The organism is Streptomyces sp. NPDC107765 (assembly GCF_055657085.1).
In genome coordinates, this window is the sequence record NZ_JBVKBL010000010.1 from 215,549 (window position 1) to 236,296 (window position 20,748).

Sequence of the window (20,748 nt, forward strand, 5' to 3'; positions counted from 1 at the left end):
TCCGTGCCATCTGTGTGGCGATGCCGCGTCCTGGCGGTGCGGCGGGACGACCGTACCGGCTGTGACGGCACCGATACGCACAGTTTGGCTACAAATCGGATATCTCACGCGTGATCTGCCATGAACTGCCATCCTTTGCAGCGTTACGCCGCCGTAGCTGTTGACACGCCCGACCGTTGAATTCGGTGTAAAGGGACTGCGGCTGCAGGAGGAGGGGTTTTCCGTGTGGGAGACCGGCGTGAGCAGGGGCGGCAACGGGTCCGCGGGCCAGGCCGGCGGTCGGCGGAGGCAGGTCGTGCCGGGCGGGACGCCCGCCGTTCCGGCGCAGCCCTGCGACCTCGTGACGGTGCCCGCCCGCCAGGGGCTGGAGGCCGTGGACATCCTGCGGCTGCGGGACGGTGTGGGCCCGGTGCTGCACGACGGGGCCTGCGACACCCTCGGTTTCCTCGTACCGCCGGGCACGGCCGCGGGCTGGGACGTGCCGGGCAGTGCCTGCACCCAGACCTACGGCCGGGGGATCGTGCTGGGTGCGGCGGGCGGTGACGGGGTGCCGGCCGAGCCGCCGGTGACCGGGACCGGCTGGCTGGTGTCGCCGGAGGGCGCGGGGGCGGCCGCCACGGACCCGGTCGTGCTGCGGGCGGCGCTCGGGGAGGCGGCGCGGACGATCGCGGCGGTCGACCGCTGTCAGTGACCGCCCGCCGGGAGGCGACAGAACGACGTGCGGGGGCCGCCCGGTAGGTGCCGGGCGGCCCCTTCGGTGTGCCGTTCCGGTGCCCCGGGTGCGGTCCTGCCTAGACGGCGGGCTCGTCGGCCGGGGCGTCCGGGGCCGGGCCGCCCGCGGGGGCCGGGGTGGTGGCCCCGGCCGGGCGGGGGATGGTGGCGGTGGCGGGCCGGTCGCCGAGCCTGCGCCGGACGCCGCGTACCACCCGTGCCGCGGTGAAGGCCGCGCCGTGGACGAAGCGCATCGACGGGCCGAAGGACGGCGCGGTCAGCAGGCCGGCGAAGAACAGGCCGGGCCAGGAGGACTCGAAACCGGCGCTCAGTTCGGGGGCCCGGCTGCCGCCGACGGTCCGCAGGGTGGTGCGCACCCGGGGGTGCAGCAGCCGCAGCCGCCCCACGTCAGGGGTGAAGCCGGTGGCGGCCACCACATGGTGGGTGTCGAGGGTTTCGGTACTCCCCTCCGTATGGGTGAGATGGAGCCGCACGCCGTCGCCGTGCGGGACCGCGGCCCGGAGCCGGTGGTGGAGCAGGAGCGGTACGGCGGATTCGAAGCGTTCGCGCAGCCACCAGGTGCCGGCCGGGCCCAGCGCGGTCTCGGTGAGCCGTACCCGGGTCGGCGCCGGCAACCGTCGTACCGCGCCGGGGAGTTGGGACCAGGCCCAGTTCGGCCAGCCGGTGCCGAGGGCGCTGTGCGGGGCGCGCAGGGCGCGCAGCCGGCCGCGGTCGAGGGGCTGCGGCGGGGCGTTCCAGCGCAGCCGGTCGGCGCGGGCGACGACCTGGGCCCGGGCGCCCTGTTCGGCGAGCAGGGCCGCGGTCTCCAGGGCGCTCTGTCCGGAGCCGATGACGGTGACGTGCCGGCCGGTGAAGCGGGACAGGTCGCGGTGGTCGCTGCTGTGCGAGGCGAGTGCGGCGGGGAGGTCGAGCAGCGGCCAGGGGCGGTGGGCGAACGGCGGCAGGCCGACGGCGAGGACGACGGTGCGGGCCGCGATCAGTTCGCCTGTGTCGGTCGCCACCTGGAAGCCGTCGTCGCTGTCCGGGCGGACCGCGGTGACGGTGGTCTCGTCGATCCGCGGGACGGCCCGTTCGGCGAACCAGCTGCCGTATGTGGTGAAGGTGTCGAGGGGCAGCGGGACGCCGTGCTCGGCGGTCAGGTCGTGGGCGGCGCAGTAGTCGGCCAGGGTGTGGCCGCCGGCGGGGGAGGAGAGGCTGGAGGCCCAGGGCTCGGACGTGAGGAGCATGCCGGCGGGCATGTGGTCGCGCCACGAGGCCATCGGCCGGCCCACGACCCGCAGCCGTAGTCCGGCCGCCGCCGCGTGTGCGGCGATCGAGAGTCCGTAGGGGCCGGCGCCCACCACCACGAGGTCGTACATGGGTGTCTTCCTGCTCTTTCTGGTTGCTGGTCGTCGGTCGCTGGTCGTGCAGTGCGGTGCGCTGCGGTGCGGTGCGGAGACGTGCGAAGCGTGCGGCGCCTCAGGGGCGGGGCCGGCACGTGGTGGAACACGTGGTGGAAGGGGCCTTCGATGGACCGTGCGGGGGACCGGAGGTCGCCAATGGGCTACCGGGATGCGTTCCGGCGGGGCGTCCGGGCTATCTCCTTGGTGCCGTCCCGGGAGGCGTCCCGGACGGCCGTCATGGGTCAGCGCACCGGACCGCGGGCGTCCGCGGCCGAGCCACCGGAGGCACCATGTCCCAGCGCAACCGGCGGAGGGCGGCAGCCACCGCGGCCGGCGCGCTGCTGACGTGCCTGCTGGCCGCCGCCCCGGTGGTGTCCGCGGCCGGCCCGCCGCCCCCGGTGCCGATGGGGGCGTTCCTGGGGTCCGACGCCCGGGGGGTGCGGCGGATGGCGGCGCTCGGGCAGTGGCTCGGCGGCGCCGACGTCCGGGTGGGCCACACCTACCTGCCCGGCAACAACTGGTCGGACATCGAGGGCGATCCGGTGTTCCTGTGGCCGTGGGCGGTCTGGCGGCAGGGGGCGCCCGGCCGGCTGTTCGTGCTGAACGTGCCGATGATGGCGCCCGACGAGGCGCGGCTGCCGGACGCCGAGGTGCGCCGGCTGCTCGGCACGGCAGCGGCGGGCGGCTTCGACGGGCACTTCCGCACCCTCGCCCGGCGCCTGGTCGGGGCGGGCCTGCCGGACACCGTGCTCACCCTCGGGTGGGAGATGAACGGCATCACCTACACCCACCGCTGCGCGCCCGACCCCGGGGCCTGGAAGGCGTACTGGCGGCGGATCGTCGCCGTGATGCGGTCGGTGCCGGGGCAGCGGTTCCGGTTCGACTTCGCGCCGAGCCGGGGCCGGGACGCGATCGGCTGGACCCTCTGCTACCCGGGCGACGACGTCGTGGACGTCCTCGGCATGGACTCCTACGACCAGCCGGCCGGGGAGACCTTCGACGCGATGGTCCGCGAACCGTACGGGCTTCAGGCGCAGGTGGACTTCGCGGCCGCGCACCGCAAGCAGATCTCGTACCCGGAGTGGGGGCTGTTCCGCAACGGCGACAACCCCGTCTTCGTGACCCGCATGCTGGACTGGATGGCGCGGCACCCGCCGCTCTACCAGACGATCACCGACTACTGCCCGCACGGCGTGTGGCAGTGCCGGGCCAACCCGCGCGCCGCACAGGCGTACCGGCGGGTGTTCCACGGCGTGCCGGACGCGGCCGGGCCTACCGGGACGCCGCCGCCCGGGCCGGCGCGGCCCGTCGGGTAAGCGCTGGTTCGGGGAGGTCATGGCCGGCCGGCACCCCTCGCGGGTACGGTGCCCCGCCGGGCCCGCAGGCCGCGCAGCGAGGTCATCCGCTCGCGGGCCAGGCGGGCGGCCAGCGCCCGGCCGGTGATCCGGGCCGCGTACAGCCCGAGGGCGGGCGCCTGCGCGCGGCCGGCCAGCAGCAGCCGCTGGTTGGTCACCGGCACCGGCCGCCAGTGCAGCTTGTACGGCTCGGTGCCGCGCAGCAGGCTCAGCGCGCCGCGGCCGGTGTCCACCGCGTGGCGCGCGTCGTGGCGCATCAGCATGGTGGTGATGTCGACCTTCCGGTCGCGGAGTTCGGGGTCGGCGCCGTAGAGGTAGCCGCCGGCCAGGTCGGCGGACATCAACAGGAGGTCGGCGGCCATCACTCGGCCGTCCATCCGGTACTCGGTCAGCACCGCGTCGCCGCTGCCGACCATCTCCCGGGCAGCGCGCGCCAGATGGGCGGCGAACCGGGGCCGCAGGTGCTCCGGCGTCACGCCCCGGCCCTGCCACTGCAGGCCGTGCAGCCGCAGCATGTTCCGCACCGAGGAGGGCACGTCCCCGGCCGGGACGGTGCGTTCCTCGATGCCCAGCGCGTCGAGCTTGCGGAGCTTGGCGCGGACCCGGCGGGCCCGGGGGCCGGCCAGCCGGCTCAGCAGGTCGTCCATCGGCATGCCGGGCAGTTCCAGGGTGACCGAGTCGTCGAGCCGGCGGCGCGGGCCCGGCCAGGCCGCGTAAAGGTGCTCGGCGGCGGCGCCCGGCCGCACCTCGCGCAGGTCCACCAGCGCGCCGCGGGCCGCCCGGCGCACCCCGGCGGCGAGCTCCGCGGCCGCCGGGCCGGGGCAGGAGTCGTCCAGCAGGACGTCGGAGAAGTCCGAGATGGCGCCGCCGAGCGGCACCAGGACGGGCAGCGGACGGTACGTCAGCATCAGCGGCGCCGCCGCCACCAGGTGCCCGCCGCGGTGCACCAGCACGATCCGCAGCCGCCCCGGCGTCCCGTACGACAGCCACCACGAGTGCAGCCAGGAGTGGCTCTGGAACGGGGTGGCCGCCCGGCAGCGGCGGTGCAGCGCCCGCCAGTCGGCGGCCAGCGCGGCGAACGCGGCCGGGTCGCGGCAGAGCGTCGTGGTCATCGCACCGCGTCCTCGGCGGCCGGTACGGCGCCCGCCTCCACCGCGGCGTGGGCCGGGGCCGGGACCGATCCGCCGGCCCGTACCGCGGGGTGCCGGTCGCGCGGCCGGACCAGCAGCACCAGCCCGCCCAGCAGGCCGCCCGCCGCGCCGCCGACCGCGGTGGCCAGCGGTGCGGACGGCGAGACCGGCTCGTCCGGGGCCGCGGCGCGGGCGAGGACCAGCAGGTGGGCGCCGGTGCGGGCGGCGGTGCGGTTGCCGGTCCCGGCCAGCGCGCGGGTCACCGCGTTCGCGAGGCCGGCGGAGGCGGCCGGGGTGCGTGCGGTGCCGGTGATCTCGATCATCGGGGCGTCCGGTGAGGTCGCCGCCCGGATGCCGCCGCGCAGCGTGCCGAGCGGCAGACCGGAGTCCCGGTGCGCGGCGGCCAGCACCGCGCCGCTGGTGGCGATCCGGCCGTACGCCTGGGCGAAGCCGAGCGCGGCGGCCGGGTCGGCGCCCTTGCCGGGCACCACGACGACGTAGCCGGTCGCGGCGTAGCGCGGCGGTTCGACCGCCTGGTACACCGCCCCGCCGGCCGCGCCGAGCAGGGCGGCGAGCGGCACCGGCCACCAGCGGGGCAGCCGGCGCGCCCGGTCCCGCAGCCGGCCGAGCGCGGCCCGCGGCCGGCCGGTGGGGGCGTGGTCCACGGTTCCGTGCACGGCGCCGCCTACCGGTTGGTGAGCGTGGACGGGGCGGACGCCGGCGACGGGTCCGGCAGTGCGACCACCCCGGAGGGGTGGCCCGGTGCGGGCGCGGCGGCACGCCACCGTGCCGCGGCGGTGGCCAGGGCCTCCTCGTAGACGGCCATCAGGGCCTCGGCGCTGCGGGCGATGTCGTAGCGGCGCACCACCGGCGGGACCGGCAGCCGGCCCGGTCCCTGCCGCCTCAACTCCCGCAGCGAGGTGGCGAGTTCGTGTACGCCGGGGCTGAAGCGGCGGGCGCCGGGGGCCTGGTCCTCGGGCAGTTCGTCGACCGCCGGGCAGCTGCCGTACAGCACGTGCAGCCCGGACGCCAGCGCTTCCAGGACGGCCAGGCCGAACGCCTCCTCGGGGGAGGGGGAGACGAAGACGTCGATGGCGGAGAGCAGCCCGGGGATGTCCGGCCGCGCGCCGGGCGGTGCGGCGTCGGTGCCGCCGGTGCGGGCCCAGGCGTCGGCCCGGCCCGCGGCCAGTGCGTCGAACGCCCCGTCCCGCGCGCCCAGGAGGTGGATCCGGTCGCCCGAGCCGAACTGCTCGGCCATCCGCCGCAGCATGTCCCGCTCCGGCCCCTCGCCGGCCAGCAGCAGGTGCACTCCGGGGAGTTGGGTCACCGCGCGGACCAGGACGTCGAACCGTTTTCCGGGCACCAGCCGGCCCACCCCGCCGACCACGAACGCGTCCACCGGCAGCCCGAGCCGGGTGCGGACCAGCGCCCGGGCGGCCGGGTCGAAGGCGAACCGGTGCGCCTCGATGCCGTTGGGGACGACGTGGATGCGCTCCCCGGGCACGCCCCAGCGGCGCAGCCGGGCCGCGACGGTGTCCGAGACCGCGACGGTCGCCGAGCCCAGCCGCTCGGTGGCCCGGTACAGCCCGCGCACGCTCCGGGTGAGCCGCCGGCCCTCGATGACGGCGTCGCCGAGGGAGTGCTCGGTGGCGACCACCGCCCGGACCCCGGCCAGCCGGGCGGCGATCCGGCCGTAGACGCAGGCCCGGTAGAGATGGGTGTGGACGAGGTCGGGGCCGCCCGCGCGGATCAGCCGGGCCAGCCGGGGCAGGGCGGTCAGATCGCGGTTGCCGGTCATGCCGAGGTGGGTGACGGGGGTGCCGTCGGCCTCGATGCCCGCGGCGACCGGGCCGGGGTCGGTCAGGGTGACGACCTCGCACGCGGCGGGCAGCCGGCGCAGCATCAGCCGCAGCTGCTGCTCGGCGCCGCCCACGTCGAGGCCGGTGATGACGTGCAGGACTTTCACCGGGTGCCTCCAGGGGTAGCGGTAGCGGCCGGGGATTGCGGGTTGTTGGTGCTGCCCGGCCCGGACGGCGTCGCGGGCTGGGGCAAGAGGGTTTCGTCGGGGGGCAGGGCGCGGCGGCGCAGCGGGTGCAGGGCCCGTTTGAGGGCGAGCCGCCAGGGGGTGTCGGCGGCGCCGATGTGCACCCGCGGCAGGGCGTGCCGGCCGGTGAGCGGGCCGGGGTCCACGGCGCAGGCGTAGTCGTAGCCGGCCGCGCGCACCGCCGCGACGGCCCGGGCGTCGACCGCGGCGTAGGGGTAGCAGAAGCCGTCCGGGGCCCGGCCGGTGAGCTCGGCGAGCCGGGCCCGGCTGACCGCCGTCTCCCGCTCCCGGGTGACCGGGTCGGCGGTGGTGAGGTCCTGGTGCAGCAGCCCGTGCGAGCCGACTTCCATGCCGGCGGCGGCGACCGCGCGGATGCCGTCCTCGGTCAGCAGCGGTTTGCGCGGGCCCCTGGGGTCCCAGGAGTTGAGCCCGCCGGCCCGGCCGGGCAGCACGAACACCGTGGCGGTGCAGTCGTGGCGGCGCAGCAGCGGCAGCGCGTGGGTGAGGAAGTCGGCGTAGCCGTCGTCGAAGGTCAGCCCGACCAGCCCGGTGCCGCGCCCGGCGGCCCGGGCGCGCAGCAGCTCGCCGACCGCCACCCCGCGCAGCCCGCGCTCGCGCAGCCAGCGCAGCTGACGGTCCAGCAGGCCGGGGGAGACGGTGATCCGGTACGGATCGTCCGCGCGGCCGGCGGTGTCGGTGACCGAGTGGTACATCAGGATCCAGGGCGGGCCGCCGCGGCCGGGGCGGCGGCGGACGGCGGTGCGGCCGGGGGCCGGCGGGGCGGGGGCGCGCTGCGGCGGCGGTTCAACGGGCATCGGCGAGCCTTCCTTTGACGGCGGCGAGCAGGTGCCGGACCTCGGGGGCCCGAACGGCGAGGGCGGTGCCGGCGAACACGGCCGGCACCAGCAGCGCACCGGCCGCCGCGCCGAGCAGCGGGTCGGCGGGCAGCGCGGCGAGCGGGCCGCCCACCGCGACCGCCGCGACGGCGGCGAGGGCCGGCCGGCCCAGCCCGGCGGCGATCCGGCGGACCCGGACGGCGACGACCCGGCTGCCGAGTCCGTGCAGCAGGAGTACGGCGGTGGTGGTGATGCCCGCGGCGTTGGCGGCCGCGAGGCCGGGCGCCCCCCACCAGCGGACCGCGGGCAGCCCGGCCCCGGCGGTGACCAGCAGCCCGGCGGCCATCGCGCCGACCGGGTACCAGGTGGGCCGCCCGGCCGCGAAGAACGGCCGGATCAGCGCCCCGGTCAGGCTGTGGCCGAGCAGCCCGAGGGCGTACACCCGCATCACGGCCGCGGTGGCGGCGGTGTCGGCGGCGGTGAACGCCCCGCGTTCGAAGAGGACGGCGGTGATCTGCGGGGCGCAGGCGGCCACGTACGCGGCGCCCAGCAGCACCACCAGCCCCGCCAGCGTCAGGTCCCGGGCGATCCGGCGGCCGGCCCGCGCGGTCTTTCCGTCGGCGACCGCCCGGGCGACCACCGGGAAGGTGACGGTGCAGATCATCAGGGACAGCACCATCGGCAGCTGGGCGACCTTCTGCGCGTAGTTGAGGTGCGAGATGGCCCCGGCCGGCAGACCGGAGGCGAGGAACCGCTCGACGAGGACCTGCGTCTGCCGCCCGGCGGTGAAGCAGACGACCGGCGCCAGCAGCCCGGCCACCGGCAGTCCGGGCACCGGCAGTGCCGCCGCACGGACGGCCGGCCGGCCACGCCGCGGCGGCAACACCCGTACGAACGACGGGAGTTGGACCGCCACCATCAGGGCGCCGCCGAACGCGACCCCGGCCGCGGCGGCCCGCACCCCCCGGTCGGCGGGCAGCGCCAGCACCGTGCCGGTGATCGTGAGGTTGTACGCCACGTAGATCGCGGCGGGCGCGGCGAAGCGGCGGTGGGCGCGCAGCGCCGCGCTGAGGTAGCCGGCGACGCCGAAGGTGAGGACGGTCAGCGCGGTCAGCCGGGTGCAGTCGACCGCCGCGGCCGGGTCGGCGAGCCCCGGCGCCAGCAGCCGGACGAGCAGCGGTGCGCCGGCCGCGAGCAGCGCGGAGCCGCCGGCCAGCGCGGCGGACAGCCGGGGCAGGGTGGCGCCGAGCAGGGCCCGGACCGGGTCGGCGCCGCCGTCCGGCCCATCGGAGGCCGCGGCCCGTGCCGCCAGCGCCCGGCTGAACGCGGGCACCAGCAGCAGCGCCATGGCGTCCTCGATCAGCAGCGTGGCCGCCGTCTCGGGCACCGTCCAGGCCACCAGGAACGCGTCGGTGGCGCTGCCCGCGCCGAACAGCCGGGCCAGGGTCCGGTCGCGCAGCAGACCGCACAGCGCACCGGCGGCGGTCAGCCCGGCGGTGAGCGCGGCGGCCCTCGCCAGGGAGCGGCCGGGCGGGGCGGTGGCACCGGGCGCGGCCGGCGTGCCGCCCCGGCGTACGGCGGCGGGGGCCCCGGTCACCGCGCCGCCGTCCCGCCGCCCGGCACCGGCCACCGGCCGGGCGCCAGCGCCCACCGTCCGACCAGCCCCAGCGCCACCGCGGTCAGTACCGTCGACGGGCCGCCGATGTCGGCGGAGAGGAAGTCGACGGCCTGCCAGACCAGCAGTCCCGTCGCGGCCGCGCCGCAGTCCGTGGCGCGGCGGGTGCGCCGGGCCGCGCGCAGCCGCCGCACCCCGCACACCAGCAGCACCGCCCAGCCGCCCACCAGCGCGGTCGCGCCGATCAGCCCCTGTTCGGCGAGCGCCAGCAGATAGATGTTGTGCGGCGAGAGCAGCGGCTCGCGCCGGAAGGCGACCCCGGCGCCCGCGGTGTCGCCGCCGGACGACAGGCCCAGGGAGGCGTGGCCGTCCCGTTCGGCGGGGAACTGCTTGAGCCCGGCGCCGGTCAGCGGGTGGTCGCGCCAGATGCCGGCCGCGGCGGCCCAGAGCGCATAGCGGTCGGTGACCGAGCGGTCCGGGGCGTCGGTGACCGCGCCGATGCTGGCGACCCGTTCGCCGAGCAGATCGGAGCCGGCTCCGCCCCCGACCAGCACCACCGCCGCGGCGGTGAGCACGGCCAGCGCCGGTACCGCGACCCGGGCGCCGGCCGTCAGCAGGACGGCCGCGCCGGCCGCCGCCGTGGCGATCCAGGCGCCCCGGCTGAACGACACCGCGAGCGGCACGGTCAGCACCGCCGCCGAGGCCAGGGCGGCCGGCCGCTGCCAGCGCGGGGCCCACGGGCCGGGCGCGAGGCCCAGGGCGAGCGCCGCCGTCAGGCCGTGGCCGACGGCCGTGGCCATCCCCATGACGTCCAGCGGCCCGAAGGTGCCGACCGCCCGCACCTCGCGCCCCATATAAGAGGCCCCGGTCGCGGTCAGGTACTGGTGCGTGCCGATCGCGCCCTGCACCAGGGCGAGCAGCACCAGCGCACCGGCCAGCACCCGGAAGTCCCGGGCGTCCCGCAGCGTCAGCAGCAGCGCACCCGGTACGAGGACGAAGACCTGCAGGTGGCGGACGAGACCGGGCAGGCTCGCGGCCGGGTCGGCGGAGGTGACGGTGGCCAGCGCGAGCGCGGCGACCGGCGCGCCCAGGACCAGTGCGGCGGTCCGGCCGAGCGGACGCGGGCGGTGCCGCAGCAGCCGCAGCCCGCACACGGCCACCAGGACCGCGGAGGCGGCGTCGGCCGGGGTGAGAGTGCCGACCGGGGTGGTCCGGGCGGCCTCGGCGGGCGCGCACAGCAGCAGGACCGTCGCCAGCGCGGGCAGCAGCGGCGCGCCGTGCCGGGCCGCCGTCCGGACCCGGTCCACGGCGCACCACGGCCCGGCCGGGACGGTCGCCGCCGCGCCCGCGCTCATCCGCGCTCCCGCCGCAGCAGCCAGCCGGCGGTGCGCAGCAGGATCCGCAGGTCCTGGCCCAGCGACCAGCTGTCGATGTAGAGGTTGTCGAACCGGGCCCGGTCCTGGATGGAGGTGTCGCCGCGCAGCCCGTGCACCTGGGCGAGCCCGGTCAGCCCGGCCGGCATCCGGTGCCGGGCCGCGTACTCGGGGAACTGCCGGCTGAACCGCTCCACGAAGAAGGGGCGTTCCGGGCGCGGCCCGACCAGGCTCATGTCGCCGCGCAGCACGTTCCACAGCTGGGGCAGCTCGTCCAGCGCGGTGCGCCGCAGCAGCCGGCCGACCCGGCTCGTCCGGCCGTCGTCCGGCACCGTCCAGCTGGTGGCGGGGTCGTGGTCGGCGTCCGGGCGCAGGGTGCGGAACTTCAGCAGGGTGAAGGGGCGGCCGTCGCGGCCGATCCGCTCCTGCCGGAAGAGCACGCCGGGCCCGTCGGCGAGCCGTACCGCCAGCGCACAGCCCAGCAGCAGCGGGGCCGCGGCCAGCAGCGCCGGTCCGGCGAGGGCCAGGTCCAGGGCCCGCTTCCGCCGGCCGCCGGGCCGCGGCGGGGTGGTGTCCAGCGGGCGGCAGGCGAATCCCCACAGGTGGTCGGTGCCCGGTTCCGGCGGCCGGCCCTCCCGGCCCGCCGCGGCGCCGGCCAGCCAGATCGCCGAGCCCTGGTCGACGAAGCGGCGCAGCAGCGCGGCGGTGTGCGGATCGCCGAACGGCGGCACGGTGAACACCGCGTCGCGGACGGTGTTGCCGATGACGGACCGGGTGATGTCCTGGAAGGACGTCAGGCGGGGCAGCGCACGGGCCGGGCCGCCCGTGGGCACTTCGGCCGGTCCGGGCACCACCGGGGCCGGCGGGACCAGCCCCACCGGGCGCATGCCGTACTCGGGGTGCGCCAGCAGCGCGGCGGCCAGCTGCCGGGCGGCCGGATCGGGGCCGACGACCAGCGTGGCGCGCGGCCGGCGGCGGGCCAGGTTGCGGCGCGCCCGGTGGACCATGGACCGGCCGCCGCACACCAGCAGGGAGTGCGCGGCCACCGTGCACCCGAGCGTGGTGAGCGGCAGTGCCCGCCCGGGCGTGACGGCGGCGAGCAGTCCGGCCGCCGTGCACCAGCACACCAGGGCCCGGCCCAGCAGCGCGGGCAGGTCCTGCAGGACGCTCGGGGCCGGGCCGGGGCGGTAGAGACCGGCCTGGACGTGGAGCAGCAGCAGCGCCGGTACGAGGGCGCCGAGCGCGGCCGGCCGGATGCCGGGGCCCAGGGCGAGCGGCGCCGCGCCGACGACGGCGAGCGCATCGACGACCACCAGCGGGACCACCCTGCGCCGCCGGCCGCGGCCGGCCCGGGGCGGGGGCAGCGGCTGCCACTGGGGGGCGCGCGGCGGGCGGACCACGGGCGCCGGGCGGGCCGCCGCGGGCGGCCGGACCCGGGCGGAGGGCTGCGCGTCCGCGCTCTCGGTCGTCATCGTCCGCTCCGCTCCCCGCGCTCCGGGCCGGCCGCCCCGAGCAGTTCGCGGTACAGCGCCACGACCGCGGCCGCGGTGCGCCGTACGTCACCGGTCGCCCGGGTGTGCGCCAGCGCCCGGCGGCCCAGTTCGGTACGCAGCTGAGGCCGCATCAGCAGCCCGCGGAGCGCCTGCGCGAGCGCCGCGGGGTCGCCGGGCGGCACCAGGCAGTGCGGCGCCGCGCCCGGCGGCAGGGCCTCCCGGGCGCCGCCGACGTCGGTGACCACGACGGGCCGGCCGCAGGCCATCGCCTCCAGCGGCGTCAGCGCCATGCCCTCCCAGCGCGACGGCAGAACGGTCAGATCGGCCGCCCGGTACCAGGGGACGGCGTCCGCCGCGGCGCCCGCGAACCGCACGCCGGGCGGTGCCCCGGTCCGCAGCCGTGCCTGGTCGGGGCCGTCGCCGACCAGCACCAGCACGGCGTCCGGGACCGCGGTCCGCACCGCCGGCCAGGCCCGCAGCAGCGTCCGCTGGTCCTTCTGCGGGCACAGCCGCCCCACGCACACCACCAGCGGGGCCTGGGGCGCGAGTCCGGCGAGGGCGGACAGCGAGCGGCGCAGCGCGTGGCGGGCCGCGGCGTCGTCGTACGCGGGGGAGCAGCGGTGCAGGTCCACGCCGTTGCGGACCACCGCCCACCGGCAGGGCACGCCGGCCGCTTCACCCCGCTGCCGCTCCGCCTCGCTCACGCACAGCACCCGGTGCGTCCAGCGGGCCGCGTACCGCTCCCAGCCGACCGCCAGCCGCGCCGCCGTCCCGCCGACCGCCTCGAAGGACCAGGCGTGCGGCTGGTGGACCGTGGGGATCCGGCCCCGGACGGCCAGCCGGGCGGCCAGCCCGGCCTTGGCGCTGTGCGCGTGCACGAGGTCCGGACCCAGCCGCCGGATCAGCCGGGCCAGCCGACCGGTCTCGCCGGGCAGCGCCGGGCCCGGGGCGCGGCGGGCCGGCCAGCGGGCCGTCTCGGCGCCCGCCGCCGCGGCGTCCCGGAGCAGCGTGCCGCCGGGCGGTGCGGCCACCACGGTCCGCAGGCCCGCGGCGACCTGGGCGCGCACCAGGTCGGCGACGACCCGGGCGACCCCGCCGTCGACGGGCTGGGAAACGTGGAGCACCGTGGGCCGCTCACGGGACCTCAGCTTTTGCGCCGCCACGCACCGCTCCCCTGATCACCGGGCCGACAGAACTCTTTTCCGGCGGAATTCGCCGTGGAATTCCCGCAGCGCGCCGCTCAGCGCCGGGTATCGGTCTGCACGAAGAGCGCGCCGAGCAGATATCCCGGCCGGTGCGCGGAGAATCGGAAAGTGAGCCGGTCGCCGCCGGACCGCAGGGCGGGCCGGAGGCCGAATGCATCGGAATCCGGACCGAGGGTGTTGCGGTAGGCCGGCTGCCGCGCCGACTCCCGGCCGAATTCGGTGACGGTCGAGTTCATCCCGTCGTTCGCCGGATCGGCGGCGTGGTGCACCGCGTACGGGCGGTGCCGGCCGGCCTGCACGGAAAGCCGGTCGGGGCCGCCTGCCCGGTCGCCGTCGACGTCGACGTACGCCGTCCGGTACCGGCCGTGGGCCCCGGCGCCGCCCTTCCGGGCCGTCGCGCACCCCCCGGCCGCGCAGGTGATCGAGGAGTTGGCCGCCCGGGCGAGCCCGCCGTGCCGGGTCGGGTGGAAGCGCTCGGCGAAAGGAAGGCGTGCGGATTCCCGGGGGAAGGCCGGCGCGGCCGTCGCCGAAGACAGGGCGGCCGGCAATGCCCATGCCGCCGGCGGGCACCCGAGGCCGCGCCCGGTGCGGTCCATCGACTTCCGCATGTCTTCCTCTCCGACGTCTATCAGTCAAACAGGAGAGCACTCTGACAGAAATCATGTTGGAAACCGCGGCAGGCACGCCCGCTGTGGAGCCGGTGATCCCGAACGGCGGAATGCCGCACTGAAATGGCGGAACGATCTTTATGCCAATAGGGTTAACCAGTCCCTGTAGGGGTGGACGCCCGCATCTCTGACGTATTTCGTTCGTTGTGACCGGTGCCCCATTCGCGAACTGAAAGGAGAATGGGATGAAGCGGTTTATCACGACCGCCGCGATGGCCGCGACCAGCTGCGCGCTGGTGCTCAGCAGCGCAGGGATCGCATCCGCCAGCGGGGAAGGCCACAACGGCCACAACGGCCGTCACGGCCACCACCGCCACCACCATCACCACCGTGGCTATGACCGTTACAACCACAATGGCTTCGCCTACGGCCACCACGGCGGTGCCAACGCATATGGTGTTGCGGCGAACTCCCCGGGCATCCTGAGCGGCAACAACGTCCAGGTTCCGATCAACATCCCGATCAACATCTGCGGCAACAGCGTCAACATCGCCGCGCTGCTGAACCCGGCATTCGGGAACATCTGTATCAACAGGTGACCCGGCCGCCGGTCCGTACGGACCTCGGACCGGCCCGGGTCGTGGTGCAGTCGGCGGACCTCCCCTGACTTCGGTCTAGGGTGGTCCGCCACTCCCCCTCTCCACCGTCCGCCCCGCCCGACCTGCGTCGGAGTCCTCGGGGGCACCGGCGATACTTGAGCGCATGGCGAAGAGCAGGCGCGGGCGCGGCGGCGTGGAGACCGTCACCGAGACGGTGGACGGCGGGCTCGCCGAGCTGCGGCCCGACCGGGACCGGCCGCGCGGCTGGACCCTGCTCCTCGACGGCGCCCCCCAGTCCCACGTGGACCTCGACGACCCGCGGCGCCTCGACTTCTCGTACCAGCGGCGGCTCGGCCACATCGCCGATCTCGCCGGACCGCCCGGACAGCCGCTGCGCGTCGTCCACCTGGGCGGCGGCGCGCTGACCCTCGCCCGCTACGTCGCCGCGACCCGGCCGCGCTCCACCCAGCAGGCCGTGGAGATCGACACCCCGCTGGTGGAGTTCGTCCGCCGGCACCTGCCGTGGGACCGCACCTGGCGGATACGGATCCGCGGCGGCGACGCCCGCGCGGGCCTGGCGAAGGTCCCGGACGGCTGGGCCGACCTGGTCATCGCCGACGTCTTCCGCGGGGCCCGCACCCCCGCACACCTGACCAGCACCGAGTTCGTCGCGGACGTCCGCCGCGCGCTCGGTCCCGGCGGCCATTACGCGGCCAACCTCGCCGACGGCCCGCCGCTTTCGTTCCTGCGCGGCCAGATCGCCACCGTCCACACGGTCTTCCCCGAGCTCTGCCTGGTCGCCGACCCCGCGGTGCTGCGCGGCAAGCGCTTCGGCAACGCCGTCCTGCTGGCCGCCGACACCGCCCTCCCGGTCGCCGAGCTGACCCGCCGCGCGGCCACCGACCCGCAGACCGGACGGGTCGAACACGGCAGGGCGCTGGTCGACTTCACCGGCGGCGCCGCCCCGGTTACCGACGCCACGGCCGTCGCGTCCCCGGCCCCGCCGGCCGGCACCTTCACCTGAGCGGGGCGTGCGGGCGGTGCCCGCCGGGCCGGCTCAGGTCGCGTTGTTGCTGGTCTCCACCGTCGGCGGATGGCCGTTCCAGGTGCAGATCACCGAGGTGTGCCCGCCGCCGCCCGTGAAGTCCACCCGGATCCACCCCTGTTGCTTCCACACCTGCATCTCCCAGCCGGAGTTCGGCGTCGCCGACACCAACTCGGCCGCGGAGCCGCCCAGATCGAAGACCACCCGGCCGCCCGAGGTGGCGTAGCTCCTGACCCGGCCGTCCGAGGTTCCGTACGGGCCGCCCGGCGCCGTGGTGGGCGGGCGCTTCGAGCGGGTGCTGCCGGTGTGCGAGGGGGCCGACGACGGGGCGGTGGCGGACGGCCGGGGGGCCGGGGTGGACGGTCTGGGGCGATGCGTGGAGGAGGCGCGGGGCGTTCCGCCGCCGTCGGCCTGCGCCCCCGAGGAGGCCACCTGGTCGGAAAGGGGCAGCGCGCGCGGCGCGTCGTACGCGGTGCCGGACAGCACGGTGTGCACGCCGAACCACGACAGCGTGACCGCGGCGCCGGTCGCCAGCGTCCAGGCCGCCGCGTGAACCAGTCCTCGTTGCATTCGGCTCATACTGCACCACCGGCCACCCCCGTCGCAGCCCGCGGAAGCGGGCGGAACGCACCGCCCCGGCGTCAACCTCCGGTAAGAAACCGTCACCCCATGGCGTACGGTGCCGCCCATGGCACGTGTGCTCGTGGTCGAGGACGACCAGTTCGTACGCTCGGCCCTCATCCGGCATCTGACCGAGGCGGCCCATACGGTACGCAGCGTCGGCACCGCCCTGGAGGCGCTGCGCGAGGTGGCGCACGTCGGTTTCGACGTGGTCATCCTCGACCTGGGCCTGCCCGACCTGGACGGCGGTGAGGCGCTGAAGATGCTGCGCGGCATCACCGACGTCCCGGTGATCATCGCCACCGCCCGGGACGACGAGGCCGACATCGTGCGGCTGTTGAACGACGGCGCCGACGACTACCTCACCAAACCGTTCTCCGTGGAGCACCTCTCGGCGCGGATGGCGGCCGTACTGCGCCGCTCCCGGGCCGGTGCGGCCGGCGCGGAACCCCCCTCACGAGTGATCCGGGTCGGCGGGCTGTCCATCGACCCGCTGCGCCGCCAGGCCGAACTCGACGGCGCCGCACTGGACCTCACCCGCCGGGAGTTCGACCTGCTGGCGTTCCTCGCCGGGCGGCCCGGCGTCGTCGTCCCCCGCAAGGAACTGCTCGCCGAGGTCTGGCAGCAGTCCTACGGCGACGACCAGACGATCGACGTCCATCTCTCCTGGCTCCGCCGCAAACTGGGCGAAACCGCGGCCAAGCCCCGCTATCTGCACACCCTGCGCGGTGTCGGCGTGAAACTGGAGCCACCGCGATGAAGGGCCGCGCGCTGTGAGGTGGGCCCTGGTGAAGGTGGCGCTGGCGGTCACCACGATGGTCGTGGTGGCGTTCGCCGTGCCCCTCGGACTCGTCGTCAAGGAGATGGCCAGCGACCGCGCGTACTCCAACGCCGAGCGGCAGGCCGCCACGATCGGCCCGGTGCTCGCCATCACCACCGACCGCACCCAGCTCGAACGGGCCGTGGCCAGCGCCGAGACCGGCCCCGGCGGCCGCATCGGCGTCCACGTCCCGGCGAGCGGCAAGAACGGCAAACCCGCCGAAATAGGCACCCGGCGCGCCGCCCCCGCGGACGTGGCCGCCGCCGTCAAACTCGGCCGGGCCTCCATCTCCCCGGTCCCCGGCGGCACTTCACTGCTCCAGCCCACCGCCGTGGCCTCCGGCATCGCCGTCGTCGAGGTGTTCGTCCCGGACGACGCCCTCACCAACGGCGTCACCACCTCCTGGGTCGTGCTGGCCGGCGTCGGACTGGCACTGGTCATCGGCTCGGTCGCGGTCGCCGACCGGCTCGGCACCCGGATGGTGCGCCCCGCCGAACGCCTCGCCGGCGCCGCCCACGACCTCGGCCACGGCCAGCTCGGCGTCCGCGTCCAGGAGGACGGCCCCAAGGAACTGCGGGCCGCGGCCACCGCCTTCAACTCCATGGCCGACCAGGTCGTCCAACTCCTCGCCAACGAGCGCGAACTGGCCGCCGACCTCTCGCACCGGCTGCGCACCCCGCTCACCGTCCTCCGGCTCAACGCCGCCTCCCTCGGCGACACCCCGGCCGCCGAACAGACCCGCTCCGCCGTCGCCCAACTGGAACGCGAGGTCGACCAGATCATCCGCACCGCCCGCGAACAGAAGGCCCACACCCAGCAGGCGGCGGCCGCGGCCGGCTGCGACGCCGCCGAGGTGATCCGCGAGCGGATGGCCTTCTGGTCCGCGCTCGCCGAGGACGAGGGACGCACCGCCCGCGTCGCCGGCGCCGACCGCCCGGTCCGCGTCCCGGTCGCCCGCCCCGAACTCGCCGCCGCCCTCGACGCGATGCTCGGCAACGTCTTCCGGCACACCCCCGAGGGCACCGCCTTCGCCGTCGACGTCCACAACGCCGAGGACGCGGTGATCGTGCTGGTCTCCGACGCCGGACCGGGCATCGCCGACCCCGAGGCGGCACTGCGCCGCGGCCACGGCGGCGGTGGCGAAGGCTCCACCGGCCTCGGCCTGGACATCGTGCGCCGGCTGGCCGAGTCCACCGGCGGCGACGTCCGCATCGGCCGCTCCGTCCTCGGCGGCACCGAGGTACGCGTCTGGCTCGCCCTGGACGGCCGGCGCGGCCCGCGGGGCACCCGCCGCGGCCACCGGCTGCGCCGCAGACTGCGCACCGGCGGCCGGCGGGCCGCCCGCACCGCTTCCTGAGCGCCCGTCACGGGGCATAGGCCGGTGGTCTTAACCACCGCCTTCCGCTTCCTTAAGGCCGCCATAATTCCCCCAACGTCCGTACCGATCCCGGCATTTGTCCGTTTCGCGGTCGCTAGCGTGCGGGGCACACCGACTTCTCCCGGTGCACCACCCCCAGCCACCCCCCACGTGACGACAGGCAGGACCAGATGAGTTCCTCCGCACACCGCCGGCGCAAGAGCCGCAGCACCAAGCTGATCCTCACCGGCACGGCCGCCGCGGTCGCGGCCGGCGGCGCGTTCGCCGTCGCCGGCGCAGCACTCGCCGACAAGGCCCCGCGGCCCACCCGCACCAAGGCCGCGGCCGGCTTCGCCCCGTACGTCGACACCTCCCTGACGCCCGCCTACGACCTGGCCGGCACCGCGCAGAAGACCGGCGTGAAGAACTTCAACCTGGCCTTCATCACCTCCGGCGGCGGATGTACCCCCAAGTGGGGCGGCGTGGTGGACCTCGGCAACGACCCGGTGGCGAAGCAGATACCCGCGCTGCGCAAGGCCGGCGGCGACGTCCGGGTCTCCTTCGGCGGCGCCAACGGCTCCGAGCTCGGCGTCGCCTGCACCTCCGCCGACCAGCTGGCCGCCGCGTACGGCAAGGTCATCGACCGGTTCAAGCTCACCCGGGTCGACTTCGACATCGAGGGCGGTGCGCTGCCCAATACGGCCGCCAACACCCGCCGCGCCCAGGCCGTCGCCCGCCTCCAGAAGAGCCACCCGGGCCTGGACGTCTCCTTCACCCTGCCGGTCATGCCCGAGGGCCTGACCCAGGACGGCGTGAACCTGGTCGCCGACGCCAGGAAGAACGGCGTGAAGATCTCCGCCGTCAACATCATGGCGATGGACTACGGCTCCTCCTACAACGGCGACATGGGCACCTACGCCACCCAGGCCGCCACCGCCACCCAGGGCCAGCTCAAGAAGGCCCTCGGCCTCGGCGACGCGGCCGCCTGGAAGACCGTCGCGGTGACCCCGATGATCGGCGTCAACGACGTCCAGAACGAGGTCTTCAAGACCGACGACGCCAGCCAGCTGGTGACGTTCGCCAAGAGCAAGCACCTGGCCTGGCTGTCGATGTGGTCCGCGACCCGCGACAAGCCCTGCGAGGGCGGCGGGTCGTCCGCCCAGCCGACCTGCAGCTCCATCGCCCAGCGCCCGCTGGACTTCACCAGGGCCTTCGGCGCCTACACCGGCTGACCCCCACCGGCGGTCCGGCCCCCCAGATCGACCCGGACCACCGCCCCCTCGGGGGTGTCTCCTTGATCCCGCCGGGCTGACGGAGGAGACACCCCTCACGCGGGGCGCAGCGGGCCTTCCCCCCACCCGCTGCGCCCCGCCCCGTACCGTGTCCCGGAAGACGATCGGGGCCCCGTACCGGTCGCCGTGTGCCAGCAGCCGCTTGGCCTCCAGCACCACCCGGCGGTCGAGGAGCTTTTTCGCCCCGACCCCGGCAGTGGCCTCGGTGGCCCGGGACAGGGCGCGCGGCGCGTACCCCAGCGCACGGGCGCAGCCGGCGACCCGTCGGCTGCGGGTGAACCCCCGCTCCACCGCGCCCCGCGGATGCCCTACGGGCGGCCCGTACCAGTCCTCGATCCGGACCGCGGCCACGGTCGCCGGGTCCAGGAAGCCCGCCTCGAAGCGGTCGCTTCGCTACCCCGGAACCTCCCGCCGGCGGCCCTAGCGTAGGAGAGGTCAACGAGGCCGCTGACCGAAATGTCAGGCGCGTACCTCGGACCCACCGGCCGCACCGGCCCCCGTACGACCGGCCCCCCGGTCCACCGCACAGCTGGGAGAACCACCATGTCCACGATCGCTCTCTACGGCGCCACCGGCACGATCGGCAGCCGCGTCCTCGACGAGGCGCTGCGGCGCGGTCACCAGGTCACCGCGGTCGTCCGCGATCCGGCGAAGCTCACCACGCGCCATCCGGCCCTGACCGTGACCACCGGGGACGTCCTCGACCCGGCCTCCGTCGCCGCGGTCGCCGAGGGCAAGGACGTCGTGGTCAGCGCGGTCGGCGGCGGCGACGGCCCGGGCCACCTCGCCACGATCGGGCCCGCCGCCGAGTCCCTCGTCGCCGGCCTGCGCTCCCTCGGCGCGGCGGCGCCCCGGCTGATCGCGGTCGGCGGCGCCGGCTCGCTCCGCACGCCGGACGGCAAGCAGGTCTGGGACGCCGAGGGCCTGCCGGAGTTCCTGCTCCAGATCATGCACGCGCACGGCGACGCGCTGGACCTCTACCGCTCCGTCTCCGATGTGCGCTGGACCAACCTCAGCCCGGCCGCCACCATCGCGCCCGGCGAGCGCACCGGCACCTACCGCACCGCCACCGACGACCTGATCACCGACGCCGGGGGCGACAGCCGGATCTCCGCCGAGGACTACGCGGTCGCCCTCGTCGACGAGATCGAGCGGCCCCGGCACATCGGCGAGCGCTTCACCGTCGGCTACTGAGCGGCCCGCCGCTTCCGCCCGGGCAACACGAAGGCCCCCGACCAGAG

Annotated in this window: 19 protein-coding genes; 8 read left to right on the plus strand and 11 right to left on the minus strand. The window is 76.4% G+C overall.

What is annotated here, in order from left to right; all coding sequences use genetic code 11:
- Nucleotides 1-223 precede the first annotated feature (223 nt).
- Entirely contained in the window at nt 224-691 is a 468-nt protein-coding gene (locus ACZ7MX_RS24575; protein WP_472135365.1) for a hypothetical protein, read from the plus strand.
- 100 nt (nt 692-791) lie between these two features.
- On the opposite strand, the gene ACZ7MX_RS24580 is transcribed toward ACZ7MX_RS24575, so the two are convergent.
- Complete coding sequence (locus ACZ7MX_RS24580; RefSeq protein ID WP_472135367.1) at nt 792-2,090, minus strand: NAD(P)-binding domain-containing protein; 1,299 nt, start codon at nt 2,088-2,090, stop codon at nt 792-794.
- Nucleotides 2,091-2,404: 314 nt separating this feature from the next.
- Here ACZ7MX_RS24580 and ACZ7MX_RS24585 point away from each other — a divergent pair, with 314 nt between their 5' ends.
- Nucleotides 2,405-3,430, plus strand: coding sequence for a glycoside hydrolase family 26 protein (locus ACZ7MX_RS24585; protein WP_472135369.1), 1,026 nt, complete (start codon nt 2,405-2,407; stop codon nt 3,428-3,430).
- A 17-nt stretch (nt 3,431-3,447) separates the two neighbouring features.
- Here ACZ7MX_RS24585 and ACZ7MX_RS24590 read toward each other — a convergent pair whose 3' ends face one another.
- From ACZ7MX_RS24590 to ACZ7MX_RS24630, 9 genes are all read right to left on the minus strand, one after another.
- The gene (locus ACZ7MX_RS24590) at nt 3,448-4,581 is read right to left on the minus strand and encodes a GNAT family N-acetyltransferase (protein WP_472135371.1); all 1,134 of its coding nucleotides are present in this window, start codon (nt 4,579-4,581) and stop codon (nt 3,448-3,450) included.
- Nucleotides 4,578-5,276: a YveK family protein gene (locus ACZ7MX_RS24595; RefSeq protein ID WP_472135372.1), complete on the minus strand. Its 699-nt coding sequence runs from the start codon at nt 5,274-5,276 to the stop codon at nt 4,578-4,580. The genes ACZ7MX_RS24590 and ACZ7MX_RS24595 overlap by 4 nt, the downstream gene beginning before the upstream one ends.
- An 8-nt stretch (nt 5,277-5,284) precedes the next feature.
- Complete coding sequence (locus tag ACZ7MX_RS24600; protein ID WP_472135374.1) at nt 5,285-6,565, minus strand: glycosyltransferase; 1,281 nt, start codon at nt 6,563-6,565, stop codon at nt 5,285-5,287.
- Complete coding sequence (locus tag ACZ7MX_RS24605) at nt 6,562-7,356, minus strand: polysaccharide deacetylase family protein (RefSeq protein ID WP_472135479.1); 795 nt, start codon at nt 7,354-7,356, stop codon at nt 6,562-6,564. Before ACZ7MX_RS24605 ends, ACZ7MX_RS24600 begins: the two co-directional genes overlap by 4 nt.
- 91 nt (nt 7,357-7,447) lie before the next feature.
- Nucleotides 7,448-9,130, minus strand: coding sequence for a lipid II flippase MurJ (locus ACZ7MX_RS24610; protein WP_472135376.1), 1,683 nt, complete (start codon nt 9,128-9,130; stop codon nt 7,448-7,450).
- The gene (locus ACZ7MX_RS24615; protein WP_472135378.1) at nt 9,073-10,449 is read right to left on the minus strand and encodes an O-antigen ligase family protein; all 1,377 of its coding nucleotides are present in this window, start codon (nt 10,447-10,449) and stop codon (nt 9,073-9,075) included. The genes ACZ7MX_RS24610 and ACZ7MX_RS24615 overlap by 58 nt, the downstream gene beginning before the upstream one ends.
- Nucleotides 10,446-11,939 carry an exopolysaccharide biosynthesis polyprenyl glycosylphosphotransferase gene (locus tag ACZ7MX_RS24620; protein ID WP_472135380.1) on the minus strand — a complete coding sequence of 498 codons (1,494 nt, stop codon included), beginning with the start codon at nt 11,937-11,939 and terminating at the stop codon, nt 10,446-10,448. The genes ACZ7MX_RS24615 and ACZ7MX_RS24620 overlap by 4 nt, the downstream gene beginning before the upstream one ends.
- Entirely contained in the window at nt 11,936-13,123 is a 1,188-nt protein-coding gene (locus tag ACZ7MX_RS24625; RefSeq protein ID WP_472135382.1) for a glycosyltransferase family 4 protein, read from the minus strand. Before ACZ7MX_RS24625 ends, ACZ7MX_RS24620 begins: the two co-directional genes overlap by 4 nt.
- A gap of 77 nt (nt 13,124-13,200) precedes the next feature.
- On the minus strand, nt 13,201-13,773 hold the full coding sequence (locus tag ACZ7MX_RS24630) for a hypothetical protein (protein WP_472135384.1): 573 nt from the start codon (nt 13,771-13,773) through the stop codon (nt 13,201-13,203).
- Between the two features lie 245 nt (nt 13,774-14,018).
- Here ACZ7MX_RS24630 and ACZ7MX_RS24635 point away from each other — a divergent pair, with 245 nt between their 5' ends.
- A complete protein-coding gene (locus ACZ7MX_RS24635; RefSeq protein ID WP_472135386.1) occupies nt 14,019-14,372 on the plus strand; it encodes a chaplin in 354 nt (117 codons plus the stop codon).
- Nucleotides 14,373-14,535: 163 nt separating this feature from the next.
- On the plus strand, nt 14,536-15,396 hold the full coding sequence (locus ACZ7MX_RS24640; protein WP_472135388.1) for a spermidine synthase: 861 nt from the start codon (nt 14,536-14,538) through the stop codon (nt 15,394-15,396).
- A 33-nt stretch (nt 15,397-15,429) separates the two neighbouring features.
- Here the strand turns inward: ACZ7MX_RS24640 and ACZ7MX_RS24645 are convergent, their stop codons facing one another.
- Nucleotides 15,430-15,996, minus strand: a complete 567-nt coding sequence (locus ACZ7MX_RS24645) for a hypothetical protein (RefSeq protein WP_472135389.1) — start codon at nt 15,994-15,996, stop codon at nt 15,430-15,432.
- Nucleotides 15,997-16,105: 109 nt separating this feature from the next.
- Here ACZ7MX_RS24645 and ACZ7MX_RS24650 point away from each other — a divergent pair, with 109 nt between their 5' ends.
- From ACZ7MX_RS24650 to ACZ7MX_RS24665, 4 genes are all read left to right on the plus strand, one after another.
- Nucleotides 16,106-16,798 carry a response regulator transcription factor gene (locus tag ACZ7MX_RS24650; protein WP_030414041.1) on the plus strand — a complete coding sequence of 231 codons (693 nt, stop codon included), beginning with the start codon at nt 16,106-16,108 and terminating at the stop codon, nt 16,796-16,798.
- 13 nt (nt 16,799-16,811) lie between these two features.
- The gene (locus ACZ7MX_RS24655; RefSeq protein ID WP_472135391.1) at nt 16,812-18,215 is read left to right on the plus strand and encodes a sensor histidine kinase; all 1,404 of its coding nucleotides are present in this window, start codon (nt 16,812-16,814) and stop codon (nt 18,213-18,215) included.
- Between the two features lie 191 nt (nt 18,216-18,406).
- Nucleotides 18,407-19,447, plus strand: coding sequence for a chitinase (locus tag ACZ7MX_RS24660; RefSeq protein WP_472135393.1), 1,041 nt, complete (start codon nt 18,407-18,409; stop codon nt 19,445-19,447).
- Nucleotides 19,448-20,050: 603 nt separating this feature from the next.
- Nucleotides 20,051-20,701: an NAD(P)-dependent oxidoreductase gene (locus ACZ7MX_RS24665; protein ID WP_472135395.1), complete on the plus strand. Its 651-nt coding sequence runs from the start codon at nt 20,051-20,053 to the stop codon at nt 20,699-20,701.
- The last annotated feature ends 47 nt before the right edge of the window (nt 20,702-20,748 follow it).